Raw genomic sequence first — 6,036 nt, forward strand, 5'->3', positions numbered from 1 at the left:
GCGAGCAGCGTCCCGGATACTGGATGGCGATCACGTCTACCAGGCCGTCGAGCCGCCATGCCCAGCGTGCGAAATAGGCGGCACTGCCGCCCCCGAACGGGAAGCAGACGAGATGCACGGCACAGCCGGCAGGGCTGGTGAAACGCACCAGCCATTCCCCGTGACGCGATGCGTCGTTCATGGCGCTATCGATTGTTCTCAGAGCTGTCATTGCGATCTCGCGGCGGCGTTTCATCCGTCACGCGCCTGCTGGCACACATGTCCGCGTCGCCGGCGCGCTGCCGTAACACAAAGTTGATTTTTTAACTCATATATTTTGTTGACCGACCCTGTCGACCGCTTTTTGTTGCGCCTGAACGGCAAAGATTTTCGCGCTAAAGGCAATCGGTTTCGCATGGAAAGCGGCCTGTTGACCGAGCAAAATCAAGCCGCTAGGCCTGGTTTTCCGGGCGTGGGCGACGGGAGAAAACGCCTGCGCGACTTGCTCCATGAAGGTGAAAATGACTGATTTTACGACTGAGACACGCGTCGAAACCGCGGCGCCGGAGGCCATGCATTCGTTTCTGTGCGAACGGTTGGCGGTGCATGGACGCCTGGTGAGGCGGCCCGATGGAACGAGCCAGCTCGATTTCGATGTCGGCTCGGCTCTCCTGCGGAACGAAGCGGGCGCGCTGCGTGTCGAACTCGCGTCGCGGGGTGAGGTGGATCTCTTCTATCTCCGAGTGATGCTTGCGGATCACATCATCGAACAGGCGGGAGAGGAGCTTCGGTTCACGTGGTCGGGACTTGGCAGCGAAACAGCGGCGCCGCCCAATTTCCGCCTCATGACGGTCAGGGAGGTCACGCCGCTCGCGCCGCATATGCGCCGCCTGACGCTCGTCGGCAAAGCGCTCGGCTGGTTTGATTCCGACGACCTCCATGTGCGGCTTCTCATCCCGCCCAGGGATGTCGAGCCCGAGTGGCCGCGCCTTGCGGAAACCGGCCGGGTGATCTGGCCCCAGGGCGCGGCAAAGCCGGCAATCCGCAAATACACGATCCGTCGCATCGACGTGGCTGCGGGCGAGGTGGATATCGACTTTGTCGTGCACGCCGACGATGCGGGGCCGGGCTCGGATTTCGCGACGGCGGCGCGCCGTGGCGACATACTCGGCATGACAGGCCCCGGCGGCGGCGGTTTCAGGCCGGCCGGCTGGAACCTGCTGGCCGGCGACGAGACTGCGCTGCCGGCAATCGCCCGCATTCTCGAATCGCTTCCGGCGGATGCGCGCGGTCTCGCCTTCGTGGAGGTGCAGGACGAGAACGAGGAGCTGCCGATCCGGACGCCCGCCGGTATGGAAGTACGCTGGCTTCATCGCGGCAAAGCCGCGCCCGGCACGACGGACTTGCTGCTGGACGCGGTGCGAGGCGTCGACTGGCCCGACAAGGACAGATATGCCTGGGTCGGCTGCGAGTTCCAGGCCTTCAAGCAGATACGCTCCTACCTGCGCAAGGATCGGGGGCTCGGTCGGGACGAGCATCTTGCGGTCGCCTACTGGCGGCGCGGCGAGAACGAGGACAGTTTCTCCGTGACGAAACACCGGCACTGAGGCAGCATTCGCCGCCTTGGTGCATCGCCCTTCGGATTGAGCTGCGCCTTTGCCGGCTCCCGTCCGGTGCGCCGGGCCCCGTCTGCCGGTCAGAGCCTTCAGGCCGCCTTGCCGTCGTAAATGAGATGCATGCGGCCCTCTGAGCATGTCTCGATGCGTGCACGGACGCGATAGACCCGTTCGAGCGTCTCCGGCGTGATGGCCTGGTACGGCGTGCCGGCGGCCGCGAGCTCGCCGTCCGAGAGGAGCACGGCCGCATCGGCCCAGGTGAGCGTGAGATTGAGGTCGTGCAGAACGACCATCACGATCATCCCGTCCTGCCGCGTGATTTCGTGCACTGCGCTCATCACGTCGATCTGGTGGCGCGGATCGAGCGCGCTGGTCGGCTCGTCGAGCAGCAGGATCGCCGGCCGGCGGACCATGGCCTGGGCCAGGCTGACGAGCTGCCGCTGGCCGCCGGACAACTGGTCGAGCGGGGAAAGGGCGAGGTGGCCGATCTCCAGCCGGTCGAGTGCCCTGGCGGCATCGCGATGCACGTCCGCATCCGAGGCGCGCCGGCCTGCGCCGGTGATGCGCAGCGCCGTCGTCACCGCCTCGATCGCCGTCAGGGCGACCCCGTGCGGGATCGCCTGCGGCATGTAGGTGACGAAATGCGCGCGGTCCGCGAGCGGCAGGGACAGCAGGTTCCGATCGCCGAAGAGGACGTTCCCCTTTGCGGGAAGCAGGCCGGCGATCGCGCGCAGGAACGTGGTCTTGCCCGCCGCGTTGGGCCCGATGACGGCGGTGATCGTGCCGGCCCGGCTTGGTGGCAGAGACAGGTCGCTCAGCACCTCGCGCCCGGGATAACCGCAGGAAAGGGATTTGATCGTCAGCGTGGGGCCGTTCACTGTTTGCTCCTGCGCAGGATAAGGCTGACGAAGATCGGTATGCCGACGAGCGACGTGACGATGCCGACCGGGAGCAGGATGCCGGGCACCAGGGCCTTGCTGGCGAAGGACGACAGCGACATCACGATGGCGCCGGTCAGGAGGCTCGCCGGCAGGAAGAACCGGTGATCCTCCCCCACCAGCATGCGTGCGATATGCGGGCCGACGAGGCCGATGAAGCCGATCGTTCCAACGAAGGCGACCGAAAGCGCCGCAAGAAGGCTGATGCGCAGCAATGCAAAGAAGCGCAGTCGCGCGACCGGCACACCGAAGCTCAAGGCACGGTCGGCGCCGAAGCGAAGCGCCGTCAGTTGCCAGCGCGCGGCGAAAGAGGCGGGATATGTCGCCGCCAGTGCAAGGGCGATCAGACCGATCCTTGGCCACCCGACCTGCGAGATATTGCCCATCGTCCAGAAGACGAACTGCTGCAGGGCCGATTCGGATGCGACGAACTGGAGGAGCGCCACCAGCGCGTTGAGCGCGAAGACCATGGCGATGCCGAGCAGCACGAGCGTGTCCGATCCGGCGCCGCGGCTGGCGGCAAGCGCCTGGAGCAGGAGAACGGACGCGAAGGCGAAGACGAAGGCGTTGACCGGTACGAGCCAGGTCGCAGGCAGCCCGGGAAGGCTGACATTCAGGATGAAGGCGAGCGCAGCGCCGAGCGCGGCGGCGGAAGAGACGCCGAGCGTGAAGGGGCTCGCCAGCGGGTTGTCGAGGATCGTCTGCATTTCGGCGCCGGCGAGCGACAGCGAGGCCCCGACAAGGATCGCGGTGACGGCCTGGGGCAGCCGGATCTGCCACATGATGACGGTCTCGGTTCGGGTCGCCTCGTTCATGCCGAACAGGGCGTCCATGGCCTCCCGAAGGCTGATGCCAGACGGGCCGACGGCAAGGTCGAGAAGGAACGAGAAAACGAGGATGAAGGCCAGGCCTGCGAGCAGGAGCCGGCGGCGGCGGACGAGGTGCCTCACCACCGCTGCGCCTCCCGGCCCGGCAGTCTCTGCAGCGCTACCATGGGCAATAGGTCTCATGCGTGTCACTCTTTCGGCAGGCTTGCCCAGGCGGCGCCCTCGAAGGGCACCGGAAGGAAACGCGTGTTGATCTCGCGCACCGTCTCGTTCGGATCGAGGTCGGAAAAGGCTTCGGGATGAAACCACGTCGCCATGACCTCGAGGGCAACGATGTTGAGCGGGCTGTTGGTGAAGTTGTGCCAGAGCCCGTGGGCACGGCCATTGTGCATGGCGCTGAGTTCGGAAAGAACCGGCATCGCTGCGATCGCGCGCAGTGAGGAGAGCGCCTCCGTCTCCGAAATTCCGGGGCCGGCGACGATACCGTTGCTGTTCGCCAGGTGGCGGCCGCCCGTTCCGATGTAGATGTCCGGATCCTGTGCGAGCACGTATTCCGGTGTCAGTTGCGCGAAGGCGCCCCGCACGACATTCTCGCCGATATTGGTGCCGCCGGCCTCCCGGATGAAGCGGCCGAGATTGGCGCTGCTTGGCGACGTGCAGCATCTGTCCTCGCCGCTCGCCTGCATGTGCAGCAGAACCGTGGGCCGGTCGGAAAGCGTCGCCACGCGCTCGACCACCCGTTGCCTGTGTTCGCGATAGAAATCGACGAACTCCGACGCCGTCGCCTCCGTACCGAGAACCCTGCCCAGCAACGCGACGCTCGGGATCGTGTTGTCGTAGGGATCGGCGCGGAAATCGATGAAGACTGTCGCGATACCGGCGGCGGCGAAAGTGTCCATGAGGGCTTCCCGCCTCGGATCGGGTCCGACATGCCCGCTCATGATGACGAGATCCGGTTCCTGCGCGATCGTCAGTTCGGCTGAGAGATTTCCCGACCCGTCATCGAGCTGCGGTACCGATGCGAAGGACGGATGGAGCGCTTCGTAGGCCCGGCGAGCCTCCGGGTCGAATTGACCGATTCCCGCAACGCCGACCACGCGTTCGATGACGGCCTTGTCGACAAAGGACAGGCTGACGAGCTGGCGGGCTTCGGCGAGAACGATCCGGTGCACGGGGCGGGTCACCGTCACGGTCCGTCCCGCGAGGTCAGTCACGGTGATCTCGTCGGCGCTTGCGCGCCCGGCCGTGAGAATCAACAGTCCGACAACAATGCGGAAAAGCAGGCACGTTCGTTTCATCGCAGGGCGCCTTCCGGAAACGCGAGGCTGAAGCTCACGACACGGCTGAGGAGGGCCGGCAGCACGGAGACGTGCTCCTCGCCATGGAATTCCACATGCTGGACGGACAGTCCCCTGCCGGCGGACGGAGCAAGCAGGCTGGCCATCTCGCGTGCGCCGGCCAGCATGTCCTCGTGTTCGTCCGCACCGATCCCGATCAGCAGGCGTTTGCCGGTCATGTCCGCCCCGCAGCCGAGAAAGGCGCGGGCGGTGTCGAAGATTTCGCTGCGGTTCCACCAGACGGATGGACTGCCGGCCACGTAGGTGGAGAAGGCGCCGGGGTCGGTCAGCAGAACATGCAGGCTGAAGAAGCCGCCGAGCGAGTGCCCGAAAAGCGTTTGCCTGCTTCCGTCTATCGGTCGGCGGCGTTCGATTTCGGGGCGCAGGTCGTTCTTGATGAAGGCGAGAAAGGCATCCGCGCCGCCCCGTGCGGGCCAGGGCTCGCCGCCTCTCGGGTGTGGCATTGCGCTGTCGTCCGCCGGCGTCGTGAAATCGTAGTAGCGCCGGTTCACGTCGAACGGCTCGGCGGTGTCGTAGCCGATTGCTACCAGGATCGCAGGTTCGCGGCCTTTCGGCTTGCGCGTCTGCAGGCGAAGCGTTTCGGCGCCGGTCTGGAATGTTGCGTTGCCGTCGAGAAGATAGATCACGGGATAACCGCCGGCCGGCGGATCGTCCGCCGGCACCGTCAGGAATATACGATAGCGCCGCCCGGTGGCCGAAGCGTTCATGTCGAACTGTTCGGCATGGGGCACAGCGACGGGTAGGGCGGCGGGCGCCGGGTTCGCGATTTCGGCGGATACACTGGAAACCAAGGGAACCTCGCGAAATTCGGCTGCTGAGGGGGCGGCGACGGGCGGGCGCCGTGCACCGGAAACCTGCCCGGCCGCACAATGAAATGTCCGTGCAAGCGGGCACCGGCGGCGCTCGCAACGGGGGCACGGGCAGGATGGCTATTTTACATGAGTATTGTCGTCAAGTATTTTTTGGCGACGGCTTCAGGCCCGGACGCGTTTGGGTGTCACCCCGTAGGTCTTGCGGAAGGCCGTGGTGAAGCTCGACAGATTGCTGTAGCCGGCGAGATAGGCCGCCTTGGCGATCGGGATTCCTTCGTGCTCCAGCGCAGCCCGGGCCCGCTCCAGCCGCTCATGCCGGATGAAGTCGAAGACGGTCATCCCGATATGCTCCTTGAAGTGGCGCTGGATCGTCGACACGCTGACGCCGGCGCTGCCCGCGATCTTCTCGATCGTCAGGTCGCTGTCGATGTTGTCGAGAATGTAGCCGCGCACCCATTCGCACTGCCGCTGGCTCATGAGGGACGGCTGGGGGGCGGAGTCGCTTT

Annotated in this window: 8 protein-coding genes; 1 reads left to right on the top strand and 7 read right to left on the bottom strand. The window is 65.7% G+C overall.

Annotated features, from left to right (window positions below):
- Both LXM94_RS04885 and LXM94_RS04890 read right to left on the bottom strand, forming a co-directional pair.
- Window positions 1-181 (bottom strand): thioesterase domain-containing protein (locus LXM94_RS04885; protein WP_235770031.1); only part of this gene is annotated, 181 nt, incomplete at its 3' end.
- Between the two features lie 126 nt (window positions 182-307).
- Entirely contained in the window at window positions 308-553 is a 246-nt protein-coding gene (locus tag LXM94_RS04890; protein WP_235770032.1) for a hypothetical protein, read from the bottom strand.
- Between LXM94_RS04890 and LXM94_RS04895 the strand changes: the two genes are divergently transcribed.
- A complete protein-coding gene (locus LXM94_RS04895) occupies window positions 552-1,586 on the top strand; it encodes a siderophore-interacting protein (RefSeq protein WP_235770034.1) in 1,035 nt (344 codons plus the stop codon). The two genes, LXM94_RS04890 and LXM94_RS04895, sit on opposite strands and share 2 nt — an antisense overlap.
- A gap of 98 nt (window positions 1,587-1,684) precedes the next feature.
- Here LXM94_RS04895 and LXM94_RS04900 read toward each other — a convergent pair whose 3' ends face one another.
- The 5 genes from LXM94_RS04900 to LXM94_RS04920 form a co-directional block, all read right to left on the bottom strand.
- Window positions 1,685-2,473, bottom strand: a complete 789-nt coding sequence (locus LXM94_RS04900) for an ABC transporter ATP-binding protein (RefSeq protein ID WP_235770035.1) — start codon at window positions 2,471-2,473, stop codon at window positions 1,685-1,687.
- A complete protein-coding gene (locus LXM94_RS04905) occupies window positions 2,470-3,534 on the bottom strand; it encodes a FecCD family ABC transporter permease (RefSeq protein ID WP_408015585.1) in 1,065 nt (354 codons plus the stop codon). Before LXM94_RS04905 ends, LXM94_RS04900 begins: the two co-directional genes overlap by 4 nt.
- A gap of 14 nt (window positions 3,535-3,548) precedes the next feature.
- Window positions 3,549-4,574 carry an ABC transporter substrate-binding protein gene (locus LXM94_RS04910; RefSeq protein WP_235770037.1) on the bottom strand — a complete coding sequence of 342 codons (1,026 nt, stop codon included), beginning with the start codon at window positions 4,572-4,574 and terminating at the stop codon, window positions 3,549-3,551.
- Window positions 4,575-4,654: 80 nt separating this feature from the next.
- A complete protein-coding gene (locus tag LXM94_RS04915; protein WP_235770038.1) occupies window positions 4,655-5,509 on the bottom strand; it encodes an alpha/beta hydrolase in 855 nt (284 codons plus the stop codon).
- Window positions 5,510-5,692: 183 nt separating this feature from the next.
- A partial coding sequence (locus LXM94_RS04920; RefSeq protein ID WP_235770039.1) for a helix-turn-helix transcriptional regulator occupies window positions 5,693-6,036 on the bottom strand: 344 nt, incomplete at its 5' end.

The organism is Rhizobium alarense (genome assembly GCF_021555155.1).
Taxonomy (GTDB): Bacteria; Pseudomonadota; Alphaproteobacteria; order Rhizobiales; family Rhizobiaceae; genus Rhizobium_D; species Rhizobium_D alarense.

What these genes read in the sequence shown, in the direction of transcription:
- LXM94_RS04895 (WP_235770034.1), top strand. Translation starts at nt 552, where the DNA reads ATGCATTCGTTTCTGTGCGAACGGTTGGCGGTGCATGGACGCCTGGTG.
- LXM94_RS04890 (WP_235770032.1), bottom strand. Translation starts at nt 553, where the DNA reads ATGGCCTCCGGCGCCGCGGTTTCGACGCGTGTCTCAGTCGTAAAATCA.